Genomic DNA, 22,148 nt, shown 5'->3' with positions numbered 1-22,148 from the left:
CTTCTCGGCGTTCAAACCTGCGGAGCGGGTGAACACCGGCAGCATCGGTGAATGAGTACCACCCCCGGCGGCCCGCCCGCCCGGAGGCCCGCCCGCCCGTGGCCCTAGCCCCGGCCGATGTACGGCATGGCGGTCGCCAGCACGGTCGCGAACTGCACGTTGGCCTCCAGCGGCAGCTCCGCCATGTGCCGCACGGTGCGGGCGACGTCGGTGACGTCCATGGTCGGCTCCACCGCGATCCGTCCGTCCGCCTGCCGCACGCCCAGGCTCATCGCCGCCGTCATGTCGGTGGCGGCGTTGCCGATGTCGATCTGCCCGCAGGCGATCCGGTACGGACGGCCGTCCAGCGACAGCGACTTGGTCAGCCCGGTCACCGCGTGCTTGGTCGCGGTGTACGCGACCGAATTCGGGCGCGGCACGTGTGCGGAGATCGAGCCGTTGTTGATGATCCGGCCGCCCTGCGGGTCCTGCGCCCGCATCTGCCGGAAGGCTGCGCGGGCGCAGAGGAACGCGCCGGTCAGGTTGAGGTCGACCACGGCCCGCCACTCGGCGACGTCCAGCTCGTCCACCGGCGCCGCGGTGCCGAAGGTGCCCGCGTTGTTGAACAGCAGGTCGACCCGGCCGAACCGGGCGACGGCGGCCGCGAAGAGCGCGTCCACGGCGGCCGGGTCCGTCACGTCGGTCGGCACCGCGGCCGTGTCGTCCGCCCCGGCGCCGCACAGCCGGGCCGTCTCCTGCAACGCGCCGCCCCGGCGTCCGGCGAGCACCAGCCGCCAGCCGCCGGCCGCCAGCTCCACCGCGACGGCGCGGCCCACACCACTGCCGGCACCGGTCACGACGGCGGTACGGCCGGCGGGGCGGCCGGGGGAGTGGTCGGTGCCCTGCCCGGTGGCCTGCTCGGTGCCCTGCCCGGCCGTGGGGCCGGTGCTGAGGTCGGGGGTCGGCTGGGACACGGCGGGCTCCTCGGGTGACGGCGGTCGCGGCGGGTGGCTCGATCGTTCCCGATCCCGCGCCCGGCGTCACCGGTACGAGGGTCCAAGACCCGGCCCGCCCGACGGCCGGACGGCTGTGCGCCCGCCCGCCGTCCGTCCGCGCGCTCGGCCGTCCGTGTGCCCGGCCGGCGCCCCCGCCGACCGGCGGGGAGCGGACCCCGCCGGTCGGCGGGAGGCTTGGCGGCCTTTACCCGATCGGGGACAAACATTGGACGGGCGGTGGTCCGCACGCAACCGGTCCACCCCGGCCCACGTCATAAGATCGCAGGACGGCACGCCACCGCGCAGGGCGGCGCGCCGCCTCCCGGGGGTCCCGCAGGTAGCCGCGCCCCGGGCCTGTCCGGCCCCACCGCGGGGCCACCGCCCGTGCTCCCCAGGAGCGGGCGCGACACCGGTCGGAGAGTCCTCACCGTGCAGCCGCAGTCCATCCGTTTCCGCGCCGTGCTGACCGGCGCCACCGCCTTCACCCTGGCCGCCGCACTGGCGGCCTGCGGCAGCACGGACGGCAGCGCCAAGGGTGACTCGGTGAAGGGCGGCGCTTCCGCGACGGGCGCGGGCGGCTCCTCGTCCTCGGCCCCCGCGGCCTCGGGCGCCCCGTCCTCCTCCGCCCCCGGATCCCCGACGGCCGGCTCGGGCTCGACCTCCGACCCGACCTCCGCCGCGCCGGCCACGCCCACCCAGGCCGCCGCCGGCAAGGTGCTGATGCCCACCGGCCCGAACGCCGTCTTCACCAAGGCCCGGGACACCGCCGCGGGCCAGATCGTGATGACCACGCTGAACGGCCCCAAGTCCGGCGTCTCCGGCAAGGTCTGGGTCTGGCTGCCGCCGGAGTACAACGACCCGAAGTACGCCAGGACGGGCTTCCCGGTGCTCACCCTCTACGCGGGCGGCCAGAGCGCCGGCTACAACACCTGGACCGACAACCAGCTGCCGATCCAGGAGTACGACGCCGAGCTGTCCAGGCAGGGCAAGGCGCACCCCTTCATCATGGTGATGCCGGTCCAGAACCTCGACTCCAACGAGGCCAAGGCCCTGGAGTGCGCCGACATCCCGGGCCAGCCGAAGATGGGCACCTGGATGGCCGAGGACATCCCCGACTTCGTCCGCGCCAACTTCCGCACCGTGAAGGGCCGCGACGGCTGGGGCCTGATGGGAGCCTCCACCGGCGCGTTCTGCAGCGCCAAGCTGGCCCTCCAGCACCCGGACAAGTTCAAGGCCGCCGTTCCGATCGACGGCTACTTCGTCCCGGACTCGCCGCTCTGGAAGGGCCACGACGCGGAGCGGCAGGCCAACAGCCCCGAGCTGCTGGTCAGCCAGGGCAAGGCCGACGTGAGGATGCTCGCCACCGCGGGCGGCGCCAACGCGTACGAGATGAAGCTGGTCAAGGCGTGGGTCGCCAAGGCCGCGGCGCCGCTCACCGTCGAGTACTACGAGCAGCCCGGCGGCAAGCACCTGACCAGCGACTTCAAGAAGATGATCCCGGACACCCTGCAGTGGCTGACCAGGAACCTCGCGGGGCCGCAGAGCGACTGAGCCGGGCCGCGGGCGATGCGGGCTCCGGCCTCACTCCTCCCCGGCCGCCCCGCCGTCCGCCGTCCGCCGTCGCCGCCGTACGCACTCTCACCCCTCTCCGCGCGGCGGGCCCGGCAGGTCCCCGTGACCCCGCAGGACGGGGCCGGAACCCCTGCCGCGGGCCGCTGACCTGCACGTCAATCGGACATTGATTCCGTCCTGATGTGCTCTGCCCACTGTGGTGGGACAGCCGGCCCGCCAGCTGTGCCAGGTCCAGCCCAGCCCAGCCATGCCAAGCCGTGAAGAGAGTGCCATGCCCAGCCACCTGCTGCCCGTAGCGTCCCCGCCCGTGCCCGCCCAGAGGGGTTCCTCGCGTGAGCGCGCCGCCGACGAGGAACCGCAGGCCGTCCGTTTCGCCGGGCTGAAGTTGGTGCACGCCGCCCTCCGCCGGGACCTCGCCCGGCTGCCCAACGCGCTCCGGCTGATCCAGCCCGGCGAGGACGAGAAGGGCGCCGCACTGCTGCGGCACTGGAACTTCCTCACCGCCATGCTGACCTGCCACCACGAGCAGCAGGACACCCGGATCTGGCCGATCGTCAGCCGGTTCGCGCCCGAGCTGCGGCTGCTGCTCAACTGGCTGGAGTCGGACCACCACAACCTCGACCACTCGTTCACCCGGGTCACCACCCTGGTCCGGATCGCCAGCCGGGACGCCGGGTCGGTCTGGCCGGTGGCCTACGCGATCGAGGACCTGGCGGCGCGGCTGGAGACCCACCTGCGGATCGAGGAGCGGCAGCTGCTGCCCCGGATGGAGCGGGTCTTCACGGAGAACTCCCGCGTCGGCGGCCTTCCCGAGCTGCTGGACGTCCTGCAGTCGGCCGACGGTCCGGGCACCGCCGACGCGCTCGCCTGGCTGCTGGAGGGTGTCGAACCGGCGGTCATCGAACGGCTGCTGGCCGACTGCGACGACGTGGTGGCCCGGCACTGGCCGCACTGGCAGGCGACCTACCAGCGCTGCACGGCGCCGCTCTGGGGGACGCCCGAGGCCCGGGACGCGGCCGGCGAGTGATCACCGGGTCCTTTCGCGGCCCTCGTTCTACGCGCGTGGCAAGTGCCTCCGGCCTATGCCCGAAGCACTTGTCGACAGCGGTCCGCCGTGGACGCCCCACGGCATCCGAGGGCGTCACGGGGCGTCCCGGGGTGCCTCAGCGCAGGCCGAGCCGGGCGAGGTACCCCGGCAGGTCGGCCGGATCGTGGGTGGCCAGGCCCAGGTAGCCGTCCGGCCGGACGACGAACAGCCCGCGCCCGTACACGCGCTCCGCGATCCCGCCGTCGATCCGGTGGCCGTGCACGCCGACCGGCAGCCGGTCCGGCCCGGGCAGCTCGCAGCCGACCGCGAGCACGGTGACGTGCGGGCCGCGGAACAGGTCGAAGAGCCGCCGCGCACCGGAGGCGTCCGCCGCGGTGTCGTCCGCCGCCGTGTCCTCTCCCGCCGTGTCGCCTCCCGCTGCCGCGCCGTACAGCGTCGCTCCACCCGGGGCCGCACCGCCCAACGGCGCGTCGGGCGCCCGCTCACCGGCCCGCAGCGCGTCCTCGGCCAGGCCGGGGCGTGCCTCCACGGTCAGCGGGCCGCCCTCGTAGCCGAGCCCGAGCTGTTCGGTCCGCGGGCCGCGCCGCAGCTCGCCGGCCCGGACCCCGCCCGCGCGGTGCAGCCGGGTGGAGAGGTCCAGGACGTCGGCCGCGATCGGCAGCCGCTCCGCCTCGTAGCTGTCCAGCAGCTCCTCGCCCGCGCCGTGCCGCAGCACCCGGCCGAGCTTCCAGCCCAGGTTGTACGCGTCCTGGACGCTGGTGTTGAGCCCCTGCCCGCCGGCCGGGGAGTGGATGTGCGCCGCGTCGCCGGCCAGGAACACCCGGCCCGCCCGGAACCGCTCGGCCAGTGCCGTCCGCGGGCGGAAGTCGGAGGCCCAGTGCACCTGGCCGACCGCCGACTCGGGCAGGTGGGTGCGCGCCGCGACGGTCCGGCGGACGCCCTCCGCCGAGGTGTCCGGCCGCTCCGCGCCCGCCGCGTCCTCCCCGCGGCCTGCACCGCCGCCCGCACTGCCGCCGTCCGTGCCGCCGTCCGCACTGCCGCCGTCCGCGCCGAACTGCGCGAACAGTTGGAAGGCGGTGGTGCTCGGCAGCGGGCAGAGCAGCAGCGCGCCGCCGGGCGCCTTCGGCCAGACGTGCCAGTTGTCGCGGTCGAGGCCCTCGATCTCGACGTCGGCGACCAGGGACGGCCGCGGGTCGACCTCCTCGCCCACCATCGGGATGCCCACCGCCCGGCGGACGGTCGAGCGTCCGCCGTCGGCGGCGACCAGGTAGCGGGCCGAGACGGTCCGCTCGGCGCCGTCCGGGCCGGTCAGCCGGGCCTCGACCCGGTCGGGGTGCTGGTCGAGGCCGGCCAGTGCGGTGCCGAAGGCGACCTGCCCGCCGAGCTCGCGGAGCCGGTCGTGCAGCAGCTCCTGGGTGCGCCACTGGGGGAGCATCCAGACCGCCGGGTACGGGACGGTGGGGTCGGGGCGGCCGCTCTCGACCAGGTCCCACTCGCCCTGCCGTTCGCCGTTCTCCCAGGACATCATCCGCGGGTAGGGGTGGCCGGCGGCGCGCACGGCGGCGATCAGGCCGAGGTCGTCGAAGACCTCCTGGGTGCGGGGCTGGAGCCCCTTGCCGCGGGAGCCGGGGAACAGCGCCGCGGCCTTCTCGACCAGCAGGGCGCTCACCCCTTGCCTGGCCAGGTCGCAGGCGAGGGTGAGGCCGGTGGGGCCGGCGCCGACGATCAGGACGTCGGTCTGCTGGGGGATCCGGACGTGCGACATGGACGCTCTCCTTAACGTTGTTAAGTGGCTGACGTCCGGAAGCATGGGCTTAACGGTGTTAAATTGTCAATGCCGGATCGGTCGCACGGGTGCCGGGCCGGGAGTGCTGCGAGAGGAACGGCATGCCGCCGAAGCTGGACCGGGCGCAGGTGGTCGACACCGCCCTGCGCCTGCTCGACGAAACCGGGCTCGACGGCCTCACGCTCCGCCGGATCGCCACCGAGCTGGAGGTCAAGGCCCCCGCGCTCTACTGGCACTTCGCCAACAAGCAGGCGCTGCTGGACGAGATGGCCACCGAGATGCTCCGCCGGATGTACGCGGGCCCGGTCGGGCCTCCCGCCTCCTGGCAGGAGGCGGTGACCGTCACCTGCCGCACCCTGCGCTCCGGGCTGCTGGGTTACCGCGACGGCGCCAAGGTCTTCAGCGGCACCCGGCTCACCGACTACGGGCACGCCGAGGGGCAGCACGTCATGCTCGCCGCGTTCACCCGGGCCGGGTTCGAACTCGCCGACGCCGTGCTGGCGTTCACCACCGCGTACGCGTTCACCATCGGCTTCGTGATCGAGGAGCAGGCCGTCCACCCGGTGCCGGGGGAGCGGGCCCCCGGGTACGACCCGGAGCGGCGTGCCGCCGCCATCGACCCCGAGCACGCTCTGGCGGCCGCCGCGGGGCAGGACCTCTTCGGCGGCTTCGACCAGCGCTTCGAGCGCGGCGTCGCCATCGTGGTGGCCGGCGTGGAAGGCCTGCTCGCGCCTTCAACTCCGGTCGACCCCTAGGGGTTTCGACCCATCCGCCTCCGGGCCCCGGCCGCCCGCCCGGTCCGGGGCCGGCCAGGGGGCGGGTACCGCCGGGGGCCGATGGCCGACGGCGGACACGCGCCTACCGTCGGTGCCATGACCAGCGAGCCCACCGCATCGCACCACGCCCACCGACCCGACCGCCACCCCGACCACCACCCTGCCAGGCGGACCGCCCGCCGCCGCATCCCGGCCGTTCGCTCGGCCGTACTCGCGGCCGGCGCCGTGCTGCTGCTCGGCGCCGGGCTCACCGCCTGCAAGGGCGGCGCCTCGCTCTGCCTCAGCGACAACAGCTGCGACGTCGTCGTCCGCACCGACGACGCCGACTCCACGCACACCGTCGAGGTCTTCGGCGGCGACCGCACCGTCCGGCTGACCGTCGGCCGGATCACCGACACCACGGCCGAGGTGAAGCTCGGCGAGGAGACCAAGACCCTCACCGAGGACACCGAGACGGCCCTCGGCGGGGCGAAGGTCACCCTCCGCCACGCCAGCGCGCGGGAGCACTCCGCCGAACTCCACGTCGTCCGCTGACCGGAGGCCCGCCGCCGAGGGAGCGGTGCCGAGGGAGCGGTGGCCAGGGCGCGGTGCCGACCGTCGCCGGGCGTGCTGCGAACGCGCCTACTCCGGCAGACGGTTGAGCCAGACGATCGGCGTGACCGCGATCGACGTCTCCGGCGAGCCGTCCCACTCCACGGGCAGCCCCGCCGCCCTGAGCGCCGCGTCCACCTCGCGCCCGACCCCGACCGTCCGCCGGACGGCCGCCTCCGTCGACTCCCCGTCCACCTGGAAACCGCCGTACCGCAGCATCAGCGCACCGCCGGAGGCGGCCCGTTCGGTGTCCTGCTGGTGGAAGAAGACGAAGCCGCGCGAGTCCTCGTCGGCCTCGCCACCGATCTCCGCGTAGCCGCAGGTCGCACAGCAGGTGAAGTCCATCGCGGCGACGATGCCCTGCTTCTCCAGGGCGTCGAAGGCGGCCTCCAGCCGGTCGACGTCGGTCGTCTCCGGCCAGGACGCCTGCTCCTCCAGACGCGCCCGCCACAGCGGAGCGACGATCCGCTCCGCCTCCTCCGCCGTCAGTCCCTGGTCGTCGAGGTCCTCGACCAGGGACTCGGCTATCTCGTCCGGCTCCTGGAAGCCGCACCGGATCAGCTCACGGGCCAGCTGCTCGGCGTCCCGCAGCGACTCGACGTCAAGAGTGGTGTGCACGGTGTCCTGGTCCATGACCGTATCCAAGCACCCGCCACCGACAATCCGGCCGGCCGTTCGGCAGACCTCCGCCGGTGCTACCGTCCCCGGGTGTCCTCCCTCCTCCAACCCCCGCTGATCACCCGTCTGCTCGCCGCCGAGCGCATCCTGATCGCCGGTGCGGGCGGCGGCTTCGACGTCTACGCGGGCCTGCCGCTGGCCCTCGCCCTGCGCGCGGCCGGCCGCGAGGTGCACCTCGCCAACCTCTCCTTCGCCCCGCTCGACGGCCTGCCCCTCGACGTCTGGCTGGCGCCCGACGCGGCCCGGATCGGCCCCGACACCGCGGCCCCGGAGGGCTACTTCCCGGAGCGGACGCTGGCCCGCTGGCTCCGGACGCACGGCATGCCGGACACCGTCTGGGCCTTCCCGCGGTCCGGCGTGCGGCCGCTGCGCGACGCCTACCGCGCGCTCGTCGGCCATCTCGGCATCGACGCCGTCCTGCTCGTCGACGGCGGCACCGACATCCTGATGCGCGGCGACGAGGCGGGCCTCGGCACCCCCGAGGAGGACATGGCCAGCCTCGCGGCGGTGGCCGGGCTGACCGAGGTGCCCGAGCGCCTGGTCGCCTGCCTCGGCTTCGGCGTCGACGCCTACCACGGCGTCAACCACTCGCTGGTGCTGGAGAACCTCGCCGCGCTCGAACGGGCCGGCGGCTACCTCGGGGCCTTCTCGATCCCGCGCGACAGCCGGGAGGGCGCGCTCTACCTGGACGCCGTCGAGCACGCCAGGGCGGCCTTCCCGGAGCATCCGAGCATCGTCCAGGGCTCGGTGGCGGCGGCCCTGCGCGGCGAGTTCGGCGATGTCCGGTTCACCGACCGCACCAGGCACAGCGAGCTCTTCGTCAATCCGCTGATGACGCTCTACTTCGGCGTCACCGTCGAGGCGCTGGCCGCCGAGCACCACTACCTCGACCGGCTCGAAACGACCGTCTCGATGCGCCAGATCATCGCCGCGATAGGCGAGTTCCAGGACGACCTGCCCGCCCGACGCCCCGCCCGGCGGTTTCCGCACTGACGGCACCCCGCACAGCCCGCCCTGCGGCCGGCCGGCCGCCCGTTCCGCAGCCGCCCCGCCTGCCCCCGGGGCCGCCCCGCCCGCCCCGGGGCCCGCCGGCTCAGCCCGAGGCGAGCCTGAACTCCAGGTTGCCGAACCGGACCTGGTCGCCCGGCCGCACCCGCACCCCGCCGGCGATCCGGTAGCCGTTCACGTGCGTCCCGTTGGTCGAGCCGAGGTCGTACAGCACCCAGTCCTCGCCCTCACGCCGCAGTTCGGCGTGGTGTCGGGAGACCGAGGCGTCGTTCAGCCGCAGGCCGGAGCCGGGTATCCGGCCGATCGTCAACTGCCGCGCACCGGCGTGCGGCAGGCTCAGTCCCGGCAGCCGCTCGACCCGCCACGCCCCGCGCAGCCGCACCCCGAACGCCGAGACCCGGCCCACCGCGCGCAGCACGAACCGCCCGACCGGGTTCCCGGCGGGCAGGTCCGCCATCGCGGCGTTCAACTCGGCGCGGCTGCTCGCGTGGAGGACGAGGTCCAGCCTTCCGAGGAAGGTGTCGTGCGACAGCCGGCCGCTGCCCGCGCCGTCCCTCAGCACGTCGAGCGCCTGCTCCCGCTCGGCCTCGGACGGCCGGACCACGTGTGTCCGGATCTCAGGAGACGTCATGGCCCGATTGTCGGCTCGGCCCTGTCCGCCTGTCCAGATTCCCGGGCCCGCCACTCCACCTCGAACCCCGCGCCGACCGTCAGCCGCCCGCCGGCCCGCTGTCCGCCGTCCACCCGGACCGTACCCGCCGTGCCGAACGCCCCCGCACCGAGCCGGAGCCGTTCCAGGCGCGCGATCCGCACCACGCTCAGCCCCCACGGCCCGTCTTCCGCGCCCCCGTCCTCGGCAGCGCCCCCGCTCCCGGCAGCGCCCCCGTCCTCGGCGACGCCCCCGCTCCCGGCGACGCCCCCGCTCCCGCTCGGCGGCGGCACCGCGAGGTGGACGACCGCCGAGGCGGGCTCGTCCGGGTCGTGCCCGGAACCGGCGAAGTCCACCGTGAGCATCCGGAGCGCCGCTCGTCCGGGCCTCCGGCCCGGGTCCCGCTCGGTCTTCGGGACCGCGCGCAGCCCGTCGATCAGCCGCCCCGCCCAGTCGTCGCCCTCTCCGGCGCGCCGCATGGAGAGCTGCTCCGCGAACCAGCCCGCCCACTCGGCGCCGCCGCGCTCCACCCACCGTTCGACCAGCGAGCGCTGTCCGGCCCCGCCGCGCCGGGCGGCCGCCACCAGGTCCGTCCCGGCGCCCTCGAAGATGCGGCAGAGCTCCAGGACGTTCCGCCGGGAGGCCGCACGGGCGTACCGCGCGGTCCGGATCTCCAGCATCGCCCCGTGCAGGAGCAGGGCCGCCCGCGGGTCGGACCAGGGGCCCCGCACGGCGCGCGACCGGGCTTCTCCGCGCGGCTCGAACGGCGGCGTCGCGGTGTCCGCGGCCCGTCCGGTCCCGGTCAGGTGCCAGAAGTCGTCGGAGACGTGCGACTCGGCCCGGGCCGCGCGCAGCCGCCCGTGCCCGGCGAGCGTCAACTCCACGCCCGCCGCGTCCGTCCGCCACCCGACCGGCCCCGTCAGGGTGGCGCCGGACCCGAACTCGGCCTCCGACACGTCGCTCAGGGTCAGCGTCAACAGTGGCTCCCGCCCTGCCGGTTCGCCCCCGAGCGCGTACGCGCGGGGGACCTCCAGGGTCACCCGGGCGTCCAGGCGCACGCCGACCAGCTCCAGCGCCAGGCCGAGGAACCGGCAGCGGGCCAGGTCGTACCCGGCCACCGCCTCCTCCGTCAGCGGCACGGTCACCGGGAAGAGCTGCCCGGTGCACCCCCGGTACGGCTGCCGCAGGAAGTCCGTCCCGGGGGGCGGTATCAGCCCCGCCACCGGGTGTCCGGCCGCCTCCGACTGCTCCACCATCCACGAGTGCCGGGCCTCGCCCAGCTCCGCCATCCACCGCAGCCCGCGCCGCGCGGCGCGCTCCCGACTCAGGGCCGTCCACCGCCCGGCGGCGGCCCACAGCGGGAGGGTGTTGTTGTCCCAGACGTCCGAGCACCGGACGACGTCCTGCCGGTCGAAGGTCCGCCCGTCGGCCGCCGCCTCGGCGATCCGGGCGATCGAGCGGTCGAGCAGTGCGGCGAAGGCGGTGAGGGCGGATCGGGGCAAGGAGGTCTCCGGGGAAGGGGTCAGGTCTTCCGGGCGGCCGCCAGGATCTTGACCGTGGTGTGCAGGAAGCGCGAAGTCGCCGCTCCGCTGTAGGACTTGCCGAACAGTGAGCCGCTGGTCGTCCACTTGCCGTCCTTCAGGTGCACCACCACGTAGGCGGTGCCGGCGTCGGCCCCGATCACCTCGTAGTCGCCCTTGGGCGAGGTGTACGGGACCGGGAAGTCGGCGGGCAGCGGCTCGGAGAGGAAGTTCACCGTCAGCCGGACGTCCGGCGTCACCTCGACACCGGCGAACGGCTCGGCGGCGAGCAGCGCCTCGACCTCGTCGACGGTCCGCAGCAGCACCGGCACAGGGTAGCCGAGCGACTCGGCGAGGTGCTGCTCGATCCGGGTGGTGAGCGCGGCCCGGCCGGCTTCGTCGAGGGCGTCGGCGGTGAAGAAGACGTTGCCGCTCTGGATGTAGGAGCCGACGCGGTCCAGGCCGAGTTCGGTGAAGAGGGCGCGCAGCCGCTCCATCCGCACTGTCCGGCCGCCGACGTTGACGGCCCGCAGGAAGGCGATGTACGTGGTGGTGGAGGTCACCCGGTCAGTCTGGCACCCGGCACCGACAAGCCGGCCGCACCCGCCCGGGAGGCCCCGCACCCGCCGCCCGCACCCGCCCGCAGGCCCGGCCCGCTCGGCTGCCCCGCGTGCCCGGGCGGCCGTCGGCGCCGGGTGCCAGACTGGCGCCATGGCTACCTGGCAGGATTTCGAGCACGAGGCACCGGACCTCGCCCCCGCCGTGCGGGCCCGGTTCGAGGCCAACAAGCACCATGTCCTGGCGACGCTCCGCAAGGACGGTTCGCCCCGGGTCAGCGGCATCGAGGTGGACTTCATCGGCGCCGACCTGCTGCTCGGGTCGATGCACGGCGCCGTCAAGGCGCTGGACCTGCGCCGCGACCCCCGCTTCGCGCTGCACAGCAACCCGAGCGACGAGACGCTCGCCGACGGCGACTCCAAGCTCTCCGGCCGGGCCGTCGAGCTGACCGACGAGGCCGAACGAGCCGCCTACGAGGCCGAGCTCCCCGAGCCGCCGCCCGGCCCGTACCACGCGTTCCGGCTGGAGCTTGAGCAGGTCGTGCACACCACGGTCGAGGGCGACGCGGTCCGGATCAGCTCCTGGCGCCCGGGTGAGCCGGTGCGGACCGTCCAGCGCCACTGACGGCCGGCCCGCCGCCAGGCCCCCGGGAGACCCCGGTGGCCGAGGGCCGACGGGCCAAGGCCTACGGCAGGACGGACCTGACCGCTTCGGGAGTCCGCGCGACCAGGGCGTGCCCGTCGTCCGCGGTGATGATCGGCCGCTGGATCAGGATCGGGTGCTCCGCCATGGCCGCGATCCAGCGCGCCCGGTCGTCCGGCTCCCGGTTCCACTGCTTCATGCCCAGCTCCTTGGCCACCGGTTCCTCGATCCGGGTGATGTCCCACGGCTCCAGGGCCAGCCGCTCCAGCACCTGCTCCAGCTCGGCGACGCTCGGCGGATCCTCCAGATAGCGCCGCACGGTGTACTTCGCACCCGCGCCCTCCAGGGCGCCCAGCGCGGCACGGCACTTCCCGCAACGCGGGTTGATCCAGATCTCCATCCCGTCAGCCTACCGACCATCCGCCCGCCCGGCCCCCACCCGCGCCGCGCCCCGTCCCGCCTCCCGCGCAGTGCCCCGGCCCCGCCGGCCCCTGCCGGCCCCACCGTCCCGCCTCCCGCCGAGCAGCGCCGCTCCCGCCCGCCGGGAACTACCGTGCCCCTACCAACGGTTGGTCCGAAGGGAGTTGGTTTCTCTGGAGGGGAGTACCGGATGGACGGCGCAGCGATCATCGAGCAGCTCATGACCACCGAGGGGCGGCTCGACCCCTATCCGCTCTACGCGCGGGCCCATGAGCTCGGCGCCGCCGCCCCGGCCGGCCCGGACGTGATCCTCGCGGTCGGCCACACCGCCGCCAACCAGGTCCTGCGCAACCCCGCCTTCGCGCTGGAGGACGCCGCGACCCTGGCGGGAGCCGACGAGGAGCTGTTCGCGCACGCGTCGATCGCCCTGCTCAGCCAGTCGATCCTGCAGCGGAACGCCCCCGACCACGCCCGCGTCCGTTCGCTGATCGCCTCGGCCTTCAACACCCGCCGGGTGGCCGCGCTCCGCCCGTCGATCGAGACGGCGGTGGACCGGCTGCTCGACCGGCTGGCCGAGCAGGGCGCCGACGGCTCGCCGGTCGACTTCATGGAGGCCTTCGCCTTCCGGCTGCCGGTCGAGGTGATCTGCGAGCTGCTCGGCGTGCCGGTCGAGGACCGCTACCGCTTCCGTACCCTGGCATCGGATCTCACCATCGCGCTGGAGCTGATCCAGGACCTCTCGGACCTCGCGTCGGCCGACGCCGCAGCCGGCGAACTGTCCGACTACTTCGCCGAGTTGGTGGCCGAGCGATTGGCCCGCCCGACCGGCGACCTGGTGAGCGACCTGGCCCGGATCGCCGCCGACTCGCCGGACCGGATCTCCGGCCGGGAACTGCTGAGCAACCTCGTCCTGCTCCTGGTGGCCGGCTTCGAGACCACCACCAACCTGCTCGGCAACGGCCTCTCCCTGCTGTTCCACCACCCGGAGGCGGCGGACGGGCTGCGCACCGGGGCGCTGGACCCGGGGCGGTTCACCGACGAGGTGCTGCGCTTCGACTCCCCGGTCCAGCTGACCACCCGGGTCGCCGCCGCCGACGGGCTGACGGTGGCGGACCTGTCCGCGCCGCCCGGCACCGTGGTGTTCGTCATGCTGGGCGCGGCCAACCACGACCCGGCCCGCTACCACCGCCCGGAGCGCTTCGACCCGACCCGGACCGACAGCCAGCCGCTCAGCTTCGGCGGCGGGCCGCACTTCTGCCTCGGCAGCAGGCTCGCCCGCCTGGAGGCGGACATCGCGGTGCCCGCCCTCCTCGACCGCTTCCCCCGGCTGGCCTCCGGCGGCGTCCCGACCCGCCGCGACCGCCTCGTCCTGCGCGGTTACGACACCCTTCCCGTCACGGTCCGCTGACGCCGCGGGGCGGCCGCCGCGTGCGCCCCCGCACACCCACGGGCGCCCTCCCGCCGTACGCGCTGATCGCCGCCGTGACCGGACTCGACATCCTGGTCGGCGCCACGGTCCTGCTCGCCCTGCTCGCGGCGCCGCCGGCCCTTGCCGCTCCGCGCCCCGACAGGTCCTCCTGGTCGGAACGACCGCACTCCTCGCCTGCCTGGCGGCGGCGACCGTCAACGGCATCCCGGCCTCGCAGCGCGCCTTCGTGGCCTACGGCGCGGTGGCCGCGGTCACCGTCGCCGGCGCCTCCGGCGCCCACCACAGCGGCGACACCCCCGCCCCGCCGGCCCGCCCGAAGGCCCGCATGCGCCGTTGGTGGGACCTAGACCTTCCGGCGGCGCCGGCCGACGAAGAAGCCGATCACCAGGCCGACCAGCAGGGTCGCGCTCAGGACCACCCACAGGGGCATCGTGACGTCGGCGACCCACAACGTGATCGACACCGAATCGGTGTTGGCCGCGATGAACCAGACAGCGAGGACCGCGAGGACGGCGATCCCGATCGTGCGCAGCCGCAGGTCCCTGCCCTTGACCGTGATCGTCGGCGGGCCGTGCGGCGGCGGAGTGTTCTTCGCCATGCCCCCAGTATCCCGCGCATCCCCCCACCCCACCTGCCGGAACCGTCCCCACCGGCCCGCGAGGCCTCCCCGCCGAGGCCGGCCGCGCTCCGGGGACCGGCGGGACCGTTGCCGCGGCTCGGAGCCCGGCAACGGTCCCGGAGTTCCCGCGTCCCCGCAGGCGAGGGCCTTCTACAGGTCGTAGTAGAGCTCGAACTCGTGCGGGTGGGGGCGGAGGGCGATGGGGGCGATCTCGTGGGTGCGCTTGAAGTCGATCCAGGTCTCGATCAGGTCGGGCGTGAAGACGTTGCCCGCGAGCAGGTACTCGTGGTCGGCCTCCAGGGCCTCAAGGACGGCCGGGAGGGAGGACGGCACCTGGGGGACGTTGGCGTGCTCCTCGGGGGCCAGCTCGTAGAGGTCCTTGTCGACCGGCTGCAGCGGCTCGATCTTGTTCTTGATGCCGTCCAGGCCGGCCATCAGCATGGCGGCGAAGGCCAGGTACGGGTTGGAGGCCGGGTCGGGCGCGCGGAACTCGATGCGCTTGGCCTTGGCGTTGGAGCCGGTGATCGGGATGCGGATCGCGGCCGAGCGGTTGCGCTGCGAGTAGACCAGGTTGACGGGGGCCTCGAAGCCGGGCACCAGGCGGTGGTAGGAGTTCACCGAGGGGTTGGTGAAGGCCAGCAGCGACGGGGCGTGCTTGAGCAGGCCGCCGATGTAGTAGCGGGCGGTGTCGGAGAGCCCGGCGTAGCCCTGCTCGTCGTAGAAGAGCGGCGTGCCCTCGGTCCACAGCGACTGGTGGACGTGCATGCCCGAGCCGTTGTCGCCGAAGATCGGCTTCGGCATGAAGGTGGCGGTCTTGCCGTTGCGCCAGGCGACGTTCTTGATGATGTACTTGAACAGCATCAGGTCGTCGGCGGCGTGCAGCAGGGTGTTGAACTTGTAGTTGATCTCCGCCTGGCCGGCGGTGCCCACCTCGTGGTGCTGGCGCTCGACCTCCAGGCCGGCCTTGGCCAGCTCCAGGGACATCTCGGCGCGCAGGTCGGCGAAGTGGTCGACCGGCGGGACGGGGAAGTAGCCGCCCTTGTACTTGACCTTGTAGCCGCGCGCGTCGCCCTCGGCGGAACCGGTGTTCCAGGCGCCGGCCTCGGAGTCGATGTGGTAGTACGAGGCGTTGGCGCTGGTGTCGAACCGCACCGAGTCGAAGACGTAGAACTCGGCCTCGGGGCCGAAGAACGCGGTGTCGGCGATGCCGGAGGAGGCGAGGTAGGCCTCGGCCTTCTTGGCGACGTTGCGCGGGTCGCGGCTGTAGGCCTCGCCGGTGACCGGGTCCTGGATGAAGAAGTTGATGTTGAGGTGCTTCTCCTGGCGGAACGGGTCGAGCCGGGCCGTGGCCAGGTCGGGGACGAGGCCCATGTCGGACTCGTGGATCGCCTGGAAGCCCCGGATCGACGAACCGTCGAACATCAGGACCTCGGACGGGTCGAAGGTCGCCGCGGGTACGGAGAAGTGCTGCATGACGCCCGGCAGGTCGCAGAACCTGACATCGACGAACTTGACGTCGTTGTCCTGGATGAACTGCTTCACTTCGGTGGCGTTGTTGAACATTCGTCCTCCTCGGCGTGCGAATGGGGCTCACCCTAGGAATGGCCCGTTTCCGACCGGTGACCCAGTCGTTTCCTGAATGTTAACCGCCGTCGTCGAGCGGGCGGCAAAGCCGTACGGTCTCGGACAAAACGCCTCGCCCTCCCAGGTCGAACCCGTGCAGTGGTCTGGACCACTTGGGAAGGGTGAGGGAAAGCCCGAGTGGCGCGGTTCACTCTTCGGGGGAGTGCCCCCGGGCATCTCCGGGACTCCCCGGGGGAGCCGGTGGCGGTGCCGGGCGTATGCCCGGTTAGTGTGGATCGGTGGACACCAGAGAAGCGTTGGGATCGTGGATCGACGGCCCGAAGGCGGCCGCCGAGAAGATGGGCGCCGACTTCGGCTACCGCGGTGAGCGCCTCGGACTGCCCCAGGAGGGCCCCGGCTCGATCGGCGGCCCGGGCCGCCGGATGGGCGCGCTGTTCGTCGACGGCTGGCTGGTCGCGCTGGTCGCCTTCGGGCTGATCGGCAAGGGGACGGCGGCTTCGGCGAACATGTGGACCACCCCGCTGCTCTTCACCGTCATCGTGCTGCTGCTCGCCACCACCGGGACGACCGTCGGCAAGCGGCTGTTCGGCCTGCGGGTGGTCCGTCTGGACGGCAGCCGGGCCACCATCCCGCAGGTGCTGCTGCGCACGGTGCTGCTCTTCCTGGTGGTGCCGGCCCTGGTCTGGGACCGCGACACCCGCGGCCTGCACGACAAGGCGGTCGGCACGGTCGAGGTCAGGATCTGACCCGGCCCGGGAGTCGACCCGGGAGCCGGGCCGACCCAGGAGCCGGAAACGTAAGAACGGCCCCGCCGCGGAGCTTCCGCGGCGGGGCCGTTCTGTCGACGGGGAGGGGGTCAGCGGACCTGGCCACCCTTGGGCATCCGGGCGCCCTTGGGCATCGGGCCCTTGGGGATCGGCGCCTTGGAGAGCAGGTCGCCCAGCGCCCGCAGGCGGTCGTTGGTCTCGGTGACCTGGGTGGGGGTGATGGCGCGGGGCAGGCGCATCAGGTGGATCTGCAGCTTCTTGAGCGGGATCTCGCCCTCGCCGGTGCCCACCACGATGTCGTGCACCGGCACGCTGTCGCCGACGATCCGGGCCGTCTTCTTCTTCTCGGAGGCCAGCAGCTGGCGGACCCGGTTCGGGTTGCCCTCGCCGATCAGCGCGATGCCGGCCCGGCCCACGGCGCGGTACACCGCGTCCTGGCTACGGGTGACCGCGACCGGGGTGGAGTTCGCGCTCCAGCCTCGCCGGATGTTGTTCAGCACCGCCGCGACGGCCCCCGGCTGCCCCTCCATCTGTCCGAACGCGGCGCGCTCGGCCCGGCGCCCGAAGACGATCGCCATGGCCAGGAAGGCCACGATGAAGCCCAGGATGCCCAGGTAGACAGGGTGCTCGATCGCGAAGCCGATGGCGAGGAACACGCCGAAGGTCAGCAGGCCGACGCCGGCGATGATCAGGCCGATCTTGGTGTCGACCTTCTTGGTCATGGTGTACGCCAGGCGGATCTGCTTCAGTCGCCCGGGGTTCTCGGATGTTTCCCTCGCCATAACGCTCATGGTACGTGGCGTGGGTACGGGATATCCAAGCCCGGGTACCCGTTCGCCCCGAACCGTGACCCGTGCGCCCTCGTACCGGTGCCCTCCGTCAGTGCCCCGCGGCCTTCGCCGGGACGGTCGCGACCCGCGCGTCCCGCTCCCTGTCCGCGGCGTACCGACGGTTCTCGCAGACCGCTGACCAGGCATTCCGCCGGGCTTGGCGCTGGCCGCCCGCCAGCAGCACGCTCTCGGCCAGCCGCAGCGCGGTGCCCATGGACCGGATACCGACCCGCATGCCGAACAGCTCCTCTCATGGCCGGGGAGATTCCCCGCGGGGACCCGTTCGTCCCCGCTGTCGCCCGGCCACGACGTGCCGTGGCCGAGAAGAATCGAACGATCGCGACCCCGCCATCGTCCCCACCCCGTGTTACCAGTCCGTGACCAGGCAGTCAAAGCCCGGTGAAGCGAAAGGGGCGGAGCCGAAGCTCCGCCCCCTCCGATGGCGTAAAACCGCCGGTCCGCACCGGACCGCGGCTCAGACCGCCGCCTGCTCGTGCTGCTCGCGGTGCTCCAGCGCCTGCCGGTACAGCCGCCCGGCGCGGTACGAGGAGCGCACCAGCGGGCCGGACATGACCCCGGCGAAGCCGAGCTCCTCGGCCTCCTGCTGCAGCTCGACGAACTCGTGCGGCTTGACCCAGCGCTCCACCGGGTGGTGGCGCAGCGAGGGGCGCAGGTACTGGGTGATGGTGATCAGCTCGCAGCCGGCCCCGACCAGGTCGGCCAGCGCCTGGCTGACCTCCTCGCGGGTCTCGCCCATGCCGAGGATCAGGTTGGACTTGGTGACCAGCCCGGCCGCGCGCGCCTGGGTGATGACGTCGAGCGAGCGCTCGTAGCGGAACGCCGGGCGGATCCGCTTGAAGATCCGCGGCACCGTCTCGACGTTGTGCGCCAGCACCTCGGGCCGGGACGAGAAGACCTCGGCGAGCTGCTCGGGCACCGCGTTGAAGTCGGGGATCAGCAGCTCGACGCCGGTGCGGCCGCTCTCGCGGCCGGCCGTCATCGCGTGCACCTGGCGGACGGTCTCGGCGTACAGCCAGGCGCCGCCGTCCGGCAGGTCGTCGCGGGCGACGCCGGTGATCGTGGCGTAGTTGAGGTCCATGGTGACGATGGACTCGGCAACGCGGCGCGGCTCGTCCCGGTCGAAGTCGGCGGGCTTGCCGGTGTCGATCTGGCAGAAGTCGCAGCGGCGGGTGCACTGGTCACCGCCGATGAGGAAGGTCGCCTCGCGGTCCTCCCAGCACTCGAAGATGTTGGGGCAGCCGGCTTCCTGGCAGACGGTGTGCAGCCCCTCCTTCTTCACCAGCGACTGGAGGGCGTTGTACTCCGGGCCCATCTTCGCGCGGGTCTTGATCCACTCGGGCTTCCGCTCGATGGGGGTCTCGCTGTTGCGGACCTCCAGGCGGAGAAGCTTCCTGCCGTCGGGTGCGACAGCGGACACGTGCGACTCCTAGAACTAGACGGGGTACCCCCAGGGTACGCCTGTGCTTGTACGGCCTTCGCTGGGGCTGTTGCCTGCAATCGCAGGGCAACAGCACTACCGGCGGGTAGATTCCCCGGGAGCCGCCCGGGACTTCGAGGGTGGGCGGCTTCGGGGAGGGGGTTTGCGGGCGGTGAGGCGCGGGCGGTGGCTTCGCGGGCGGTGAGGCGCGGGCCGCGGGCGCTCAGCGGCCGAGCGCGGGCTCGGGCAGTTCGGCGAGCACCTCGGCCAGGTGCTTCTCGACCAGCGGCAGCGCCTCGGCGACGGTGAAGTCCCGGCCCAGCTCGCCGGCCAGCGAGGCGACGCCCGCGTCCCGGATGCCGCACGGCACGATCCGGTCGAACCAGGTCATGTCCGGATCGCAGTTGAGCGCGAAGCCGTGCATGGTCACCCCGCGCGCGACCCGGACGCCGATGGCGGCGAGCTTGCGGTCGTCGCCGCGCTGCCCGGCGTTGGAGGGCGCGTACTCGGGGCCGGCCAGCCGCGGGTCGATGCCCAGCGGGAGGCCCATCCGTAGGGTGAGCTTGCCGATGTCCACCACCTGGGACGGGTCCACCACCGCGTCCGGGATGGAGTCGCCCAGTACCCAGACGCCGCTGCGGCCCTCGATCCGGGTGGTGTCCACGCCGACCGCGCCGCAGGCGCGGATCAGCGCCTCCTCCAGCCGGCGCACGTACGCGATCACGTCGATCGGGTCGGGGAGTTTCACGATCGGGTAGCCGACCAGCTGGCCCGGGCCGTGCCAGGTGATCTCGCCGCCCCGGTTGACCTCGACCACCGGGGTGCCGTCCAGCGGCAGGTCGGCGGGGTTGGTGCGCTTGCCCATGGTGTAGACGGGCGGGTGCTCCAGCAGCAGCACCGTGTCCGGGATCTCGTCCGCGACCCGGAGGGCGTGCAGCCGCTGCTGCTCCTCCCAGGCCTCCTGGTAGGGCACGGCGCCCTCGCCTATGCCCATCCGCACGAAACGTACGTTCTCGCTCACCAACTGCTCCTTGCCAGGCGTTCGAGACCAACCTGGCCACTGTACGCCCGCCCGCCGAGGAGCCGTCCAGGTGCCCGTGGGGGTGGCCGTCCTCCGTCCTGTGCCGCGGCCCGCCGCCGTCGTACCCGTTCAGGTGTCCGAGAGCAGTTGCAGCCGCAGCGCCAGCTGGAGCTCCAGCGAGCGCTCGGGGTGGTTCCAGTCCCGCCCGAGCAGCACCTCGACCCGGTCCAGTCGCTGCACCACCGTGTTGACGTGGACGTGCAGCTCGTCCTTGGCCCGGGTGAGGCTGCCGCCGCAGTCGAAGTAGGCGCGCAGGGTGCGGACCAGCTCGGTGCCGCGCCGGGCGTCGTACTCCAGCAGCGGGCCGAGCGTCGCCCGGACGAAGCCGTCCACGTCGTGGCCGTCGCCGAGCAGGACGCCGAGGAAGCCGAGCGCCCCGGCCGAGGCGCCGTCCCCGGCCCGGCCGAGCACCCGCAGCGCGCGGACGCAGCGCAGCCCCTCGGCGTGCGCGGCGGCGAGCGCCACCGGCCCGGCGGCGGTGCGGCCGGCGCCCACGGTGACCGGGAAGCCGGTCAGCCGGGCGAGCCGTTCGGCGGCCTGCTCGGCCGCCCGCTGCGCGGCGTCCCCGGACTCGCCGTCGCAGGCCGGGACGAGCAGCACCACCGCGTCGCCGTGCTCCGCGCTGATCCCCTTGGACCCGAACAGGTACCGCCCGGCCGCGCCCGCCAGCCGGGCCCGGTCCGTGGCGGCGGCGGTGGCGCCGGCGCCGGAACCGGCGGGCTCGGCGACCAGCACCAGGTGCGGGCGCCCGAGGTCCACCCCGAGCCGCCGCCCGCGGGCGGTCAGCCCGGCCGGGTCACGGCCGGGGGCGGTGAGGAGGTCGGCCAGCAGCTCGCCGCGGACCCGGTTCTCCGTCTCGGCGACCGAACGGCGCAGCAGCAGGAGCAGCGCGGTCACCACGCTGGCCCGCTCGAACAGCCGGCGGTCGGCGTCGTCGACGTCCGGGCGGCCGCGCAGCACCAGGGTGCCGAGCTGCTCCTGGCCGGCCAGGACCGCGCAGACCCAGGCGTCGTCGTGCGGCACCGACCGGCCCTCGGCGCGGGACGCGGCCGCCGCCTCGGCGAGCCCGGCGCCGGGTGCGGCCCGTCCGGCCAGCGGCTCGCCCTCGGCGTCCAGTACCGCTATCTCGCCACCGAGGAGGCCGGCCACGGCGGCGGCGACGTCCGGCACCTCGGCGCCGCGCAGCACCAGGTCGGTGAGCCGGTCGTGGCCCTGTTCGGCGCGCTGGACGGCGGCGGAGTGGGCGCGGATCAGCGCGTTGGCGGTGTTCAGCTCGGCGAGCGCGGCCCGGGTGTCGGCCAGCGACTTGGCGGTGTCCAGCGCGATCGCGGCGTGTGCGGCCAGCGTGCAGAGCAGCGCGACCTCGTCGGGGGAGAAGGCGCGCGGCGAGCGGTCGGCGGCGAACAGGACGCCGATCACCCGGCCGCCGAGCAGCAGCGGCACCCCGATGATCGCCACCAGGCCCTCGTCGAGGACGCCCGCGTCGATGGTGCCGGTGTGGTGGAACCGGTCGTCGGTCCGGTAGTCGGGGGTGGCGTACGGGCGGGCGGTCTGGGCGACCAGGCCGCCGAGGCCGTCGCCGAGGCTGAGCCGCAGGGTCTGGAAGAGGACGGAGACCGAGCCGTCGGTGACCCGCATGTAGGTGTCGCCGGCGGTCTCGTCCGGGAGGGTCAGGTAGGCGGTGTCGGTGCCGAGCAGCATCCGGGCTCGGCGGACGATGGCCTGGAGCACGGTGTCGAGGTCCCGGGAGGCGGCGAGGTCCCCGGCGGTGTCGAACAGGGCGGTCAGTTCGGCTTCGCGGCGCCGGTGCTGGCGCAGCGTCCGGTGGACGCGCAGCGCCTGCCAGGTGGCGTCGTCGATCTCGCTCAGCACCGCGGCCGGCGCACCCCGCCGGCGGGCGTCGGCCAGCACGTCGGCGAAGTCCTCGGTTGCGGCGCCGGAGGCGAGCAGGTCGAGGAGCCGTCGCAGCGCCGGTGCCGAGCCGGGTCGGAGGTCGTTCGCGGCGCGAGCGTCGGTGGCGGGGTCGTTCGTGGCGCGGTCGTTCATGGTGCGGCCGCCAATCGGCAGTGGGTCTCGGCCCTGGGGAGGGAAGCGCGATCGTAGCTGTTCAGCCGGGGTGGTCGTGGGCGGCCGGCGCTCATGCGGTAATGAGCGCCGGCCGCCTGACGCGGAGCCGGA

At 73.9% G+C, this 22,148-nt stretch carries 22 protein-coding genes; 8 read left to right on the top strand and 14 right to left on the bottom strand.

Annotation, left to right across the window (positions count from 1 at the left end):
• Nucleotides 1-104 precede the first annotated feature (104 nt).
• The gene (locus tag AC067J_RS02050) at nt 105-953 is read right to left on the bottom strand and encodes an SDR family oxidoreductase (RefSeq protein WP_478296015.1); all 849 of its coding nucleotides are present in this window, start codon (nt 951-953) and stop codon (nt 105-107) included.
• 450 nt (nt 954-1,403) lie between these two features.
• On the opposite strand from AC067J_RS02050, the gene AC067J_RS02045 reads away from it, so the two are divergent.
• Both AC067J_RS02045 and AC067J_RS02040 read left to right on the top strand, forming a co-directional pair.
• Nucleotides 1,404-2,525, top strand: coding sequence for an alpha/beta hydrolase (locus AC067J_RS02045; RefSeq protein ID WP_478296014.1), 1,122 nt, complete (start codon nt 1,404-1,406; stop codon nt 2,523-2,525).
• Nucleotides 2,526-2,817: 292 nt separating this feature from the next.
• Nucleotides 2,818-3,573 (top strand): hemerythrin domain-containing protein, encoded by a 756-nt coding sequence (locus tag AC067J_RS02040; RefSeq protein WP_478296013.1) that lies wholly within the window; start codon nt 2,818-2,820, stop codon nt 3,571-3,573.
• Between the two features lie 136 nt (nt 3,574-3,709).
• Here the strand turns inward: AC067J_RS02040 and AC067J_RS02035 are convergent, their stop codons facing one another.
• Nucleotides 3,710-5,359 (bottom strand): FAD-dependent monooxygenase, encoded by a 1,650-nt coding sequence (locus tag AC067J_RS02035; protein WP_478296012.1) that lies wholly within the window; start codon nt 5,357-5,359, stop codon nt 3,710-3,712.
• Between the two features lie 122 nt (nt 5,360-5,481).
• Here AC067J_RS02035 and AC067J_RS02030 point away from each other — a divergent pair, with 122 nt between their 5' ends.
• Both AC067J_RS02030 and AC067J_RS02025 read left to right on the top strand, forming a co-directional pair.
• Entirely contained in the window at nt 5,482-6,135 is a 654-nt protein-coding gene (locus tag AC067J_RS02030; protein WP_478296011.1) for a TetR/AcrR family transcriptional regulator C-terminal domain-containing protein, read from the top strand.
• 117 nt (nt 6,136-6,252) lie between these two features.
• Nucleotides 6,253-6,690 (top strand): hypothetical protein, encoded by a 438-nt coding sequence (locus tag AC067J_RS02025; RefSeq protein WP_478296010.1) that lies wholly within the window; start codon nt 6,253-6,255, stop codon nt 6,688-6,690.
• Between the two features lie 87 nt (nt 6,691-6,777).
• Here AC067J_RS02025 and AC067J_RS02020 read toward each other — a convergent pair whose 3' ends face one another.
• Complete coding sequence (locus AC067J_RS02020; RefSeq protein WP_478296009.1) at nt 6,778-7,380, bottom strand: DUF6891 domain-containing protein; 603 nt, start codon at nt 7,378-7,380, stop codon at nt 6,778-6,780.
• Between the two features lie 75 nt (nt 7,381-7,455).
• On the opposite strand from AC067J_RS02020, the gene AC067J_RS02015 reads away from it, so the two are divergent.
• Nucleotides 7,456-8,418: a DUF1152 domain-containing protein gene (locus AC067J_RS02015; RefSeq protein WP_478296008.1), complete on the top strand. Its 963-nt coding sequence runs from the start codon at nt 7,456-7,458 to the stop codon at nt 8,416-8,418.
• 100 nt (nt 8,419-8,518) lie between these two features.
• On the opposite strand, the gene AC067J_RS02010 is transcribed toward AC067J_RS02015, so the two are convergent.
• The 3 genes from AC067J_RS02010 to AC067J_RS02000 are packed head-to-tail and all read right to left on the bottom strand — an operon-like array spanning nt 8,519 to nt 11,165.
• Nucleotides 8,519-9,064, bottom strand: a complete 546-nt coding sequence (locus AC067J_RS02010; protein ID WP_478296007.1) for an FHA domain-containing protein — start codon at nt 9,062-9,064, stop codon at nt 8,519-8,521.
• Nucleotides 9,061-10,584: a hypothetical protein gene (locus AC067J_RS02005; protein WP_478296006.1), complete on the bottom strand. Its 1,524-nt coding sequence runs from the start codon at nt 10,582-10,584 to the stop codon at nt 9,061-9,063. The genes AC067J_RS02010 and AC067J_RS02005 overlap by 4 nt, the downstream gene beginning before the upstream one ends.
• A 20-nt stretch (nt 10,585-10,604) precedes the next feature.
• Complete coding sequence (locus tag AC067J_RS02000) at nt 10,605-11,165, bottom strand: DUF1697 domain-containing protein (RefSeq protein WP_478296005.1); 561 nt, start codon at nt 11,163-11,165, stop codon at nt 10,605-10,607.
• Between the two features lie 148 nt (nt 11,166-11,313).
• On the opposite strand from AC067J_RS02000, the gene AC067J_RS01995 reads away from it, so the two are divergent.
• Nucleotides 11,314-11,784, top strand: coding sequence for a pyridoxamine 5'-phosphate oxidase family protein (locus tag AC067J_RS01995; protein ID WP_478296004.1), 471 nt, complete (start codon nt 11,314-11,316; stop codon nt 11,782-11,784).
• A gap of 61 nt (nt 11,785-11,845) precedes the next feature.
• Here AC067J_RS01995 and AC067J_RS01990 read toward each other — a convergent pair whose 3' ends face one another.
• A complete protein-coding gene (locus tag AC067J_RS01990; RefSeq protein ID WP_478296003.1) occupies nt 11,846-12,202 on the bottom strand; it encodes an arsenate reductase family protein in 357 nt (118 codons plus the stop codon).
• A gap of 210 nt (nt 12,203-12,412) precedes the next feature.
• On the opposite strand from AC067J_RS01990, the gene AC067J_RS01985 reads away from it, so the two are divergent.
• Nucleotides 12,413-13,630 carry a cytochrome P450 gene (locus tag AC067J_RS01985; protein ID WP_478296002.1) on the top strand — a complete coding sequence of 406 codons (1,218 nt, stop codon included), beginning with the start codon at nt 12,413-12,415 and terminating at the stop codon, nt 13,628-13,630.
• A 364-nt stretch (nt 13,631-13,994) separates the two neighbouring features.
• On the opposite strand, the gene AC067J_RS01980 is transcribed toward AC067J_RS01985, so the two are convergent.
• Together AC067J_RS01980 and glnA are read right to left on the bottom strand one after the other, a co-directional pair.
• A complete protein-coding gene (locus AC067J_RS01980) occupies nt 13,995-14,249 on the bottom strand; it encodes a lipopolysaccharide assembly protein LapA domain-containing protein (protein ID WP_478296001.1) in 255 nt (84 codons plus the stop codon).
• 171 nt (nt 14,250-14,420) lie between these two features.
• Nucleotides 14,421-15,833, bottom strand: a complete 1,413-nt coding sequence (gene glnA, locus AC067J_RS01975; protein WP_478296000.1) for a type I glutamate--ammonia ligase — start codon at nt 15,831-15,833, stop codon at nt 14,421-14,423.
• A 299-nt stretch (nt 15,834-16,132) separates the two neighbouring features.
• Between glnA and AC067J_RS01970 the strand changes: the two genes are divergently transcribed.
• Nucleotides 16,133-16,600, top strand: a complete 468-nt coding sequence (locus tag AC067J_RS01970; protein WP_478295999.1) for an RDD family protein — start codon at nt 16,133-16,135, stop codon at nt 16,598-16,600.
• A 110-nt stretch (nt 16,601-16,710) separates the two neighbouring features.
• Here AC067J_RS01970 and AC067J_RS01965 read toward each other — a convergent pair whose 3' ends face one another.
• The 5 genes from AC067J_RS01965 to AC067J_RS01945 form a co-directional block, all read right to left on the bottom strand.
• Complete coding sequence (locus tag AC067J_RS01965; RefSeq protein ID WP_478295998.1) at nt 16,711-17,403, bottom strand: DUF4191 domain-containing protein; 693 nt, start codon at nt 17,401-17,403, stop codon at nt 16,711-16,713.
• Between the two features lie 97 nt (nt 17,404-17,500).
• Nucleotides 17,501-17,686 (bottom strand): SCO2195 family GlnR-regulated protein, encoded by a 186-nt coding sequence (locus AC067J_RS01960; RefSeq protein ID WP_478295997.1) that lies wholly within the window; start codon nt 17,684-17,686, stop codon nt 17,501-17,503.
• A gap of 240 nt (nt 17,687-17,926) precedes the next feature.
• Complete coding sequence (locus tag AC067J_RS01955) at nt 17,927-18,889, bottom strand: lipoyl synthase (protein ID WP_478295996.1); 963 nt, start codon at nt 18,887-18,889, stop codon at nt 17,927-17,929.
• Between the two features lie 223 nt (nt 18,890-19,112).
• Nucleotides 19,113-19,883 (bottom strand): lipoyl(octanoyl) transferase LipB, encoded by a 771-nt coding sequence (gene lipB / locus AC067J_RS01950; RefSeq protein WP_478296359.1) that lies wholly within the window; start codon nt 19,881-19,883, stop codon nt 19,113-19,115.
• A 156-nt stretch (nt 19,884-20,039) separates the two neighbouring features.
• Complete coding sequence (locus AC067J_RS01945) at nt 20,040-22,016, bottom strand: helix-turn-helix domain-containing protein (protein ID WP_478295995.1); 1,977 nt, start codon at nt 22,014-22,016, stop codon at nt 20,040-20,042.
• Nucleotides 22,017-22,148: the final 132 nt, after the last annotated feature.

Source organism: Kitasatospora sp. NPDC042419 (genome assembly GCF_056437345.1).
Note: the sequence above shows the minus strand (reverse complement) of the source record. Positions and strands in the feature narration are given on the sequence as shown.